The organism is Kribbella albertanoniae, from assembly GCF_004348455.1.
In the GTDB taxonomy this organism is placed as follows: domain Bacteria; phylum Actinomycetota; class Actinomycetes; order Propionibacteriales; family Kribbellaceae; genus Kribbella; species Kribbella albertanoniae.
In genome coordinates this window covers 1-1185 of record NZ_SMKA01000535.1, presented here as the reverse complement: position 1 = coordinate 1185, position 1185 = coordinate 1, and the positions used below count along the sequence as shown (strand labels likewise).

Genomic DNA, 1185 nt, shown 5'->3' with positions numbered 1-1185 from the left:
CTCCACCGACCTGCGCGAAACGGCCCCCGAGGACCTCACCGCGATGACCCTCCTCGCCCAGTCCCTCATCACGCGCGTCATCGACCGCCTGGACGACGCCACCGGCGCCAACCTCCTCAGCTGCATCGGCCCCGACGCCTGGCAATCCGTCTTCCACACCCACCTCCACGTCATCCCCCGCTACCCCAACGACCCGATGGTCCTCCCCTGGCAACCGCACGCCGGCGACATGGACGACATCAAGTCCGTCGCCACGCAGCTGGTGTAACGCCTGCCCCGAGCGGGGCCGCGAGCGTCTTTGCGGAGCGGCACTGCCACGGACTGGCAGCCGGACTCCGCAAAACGGCCAGACGTCTGGTTATCCACAGGGCGTCCGACGCGGTGGAGCGAATCAGGCGGCCACTCCGCGCGCGACTGGCAGTTCGTGCACCCGACGGTCTACGCCACCCATACCGGACCGATCGGGTACGACGGCCGCATCCTCGCTGCCCTGCTCTACGCCGGACCGAATGCGGCGTGGAGCCATTACACCGCGGCAGAACAGCTCGGACTGATGAAGCCGCGTGACGATCGGCCCGTCTACGTGACGATCCCCGAACACCGGCGGATCGAGTCCCCGCCCGGGATCGTGATTCACCGTGACAGGCGCTGGGCGGATCGTCTCGCTGCGGTCTCACCACCTCGGCGTACGGCGGCGCACGCCGTACTGGACGTCGTTGCGGTATCGCGGTCTGTGGATCAGGCGGCCGCAGCAGTTGCCGAGGCATGCCAGAGCGGCCGAGTGAGCGCGGCGGACCTGTTGGCCGCGCTGGACGAGCGGCCGCGGTTGCGGCATCGCGGGTCGTTGCGACCGATCATCGCCGACGTGGCGGCCGGATCCCACTCGCTGCTCGAGCTGCGTTATCAGCGCGATGTCGAACGCCGCCACGGTCTACCGACCGGCGAACGGCAGCGCGCGGTGGACCACGAGTTCACCGACGTCTTCTACCCGGGATTGCAGGTCGAGCTGGACGGCCGGCTCCACCTGGTACCGCGCCAGCGGTGGCGTGACCTCGACCGCGACAACCGCGCGACCCTACGGGGCGAAGCAACGCTGCGGTACGGCTGGTTCGACATCACCGGCCGCCCGTGCGACGCCGCCGTACAGGTCGTCCAAGTCCTCCGCCGCACCCAGCCCCACGTAAC

At 69.5% G+C, this 1185-nt stretch carries 2 protein-coding genes; both read left to right on the top strand.

Annotated features, from left to right (window positions below):
* Positions 1-268, top strand: a 268-nt coding sequence (locus E1261_RS44840) for an HIT family protein (RefSeq protein ID WP_132416482.1), incomplete at its 5' end; no start/stop codon positions are given.
* 156 nt (positions 269-424) lie between these two features.
* A partial coding sequence (locus E1261_RS44835; protein WP_132416480.1) for a hypothetical protein occupies positions 425-1185 on the top strand: 761 nt, incomplete at its 3' end.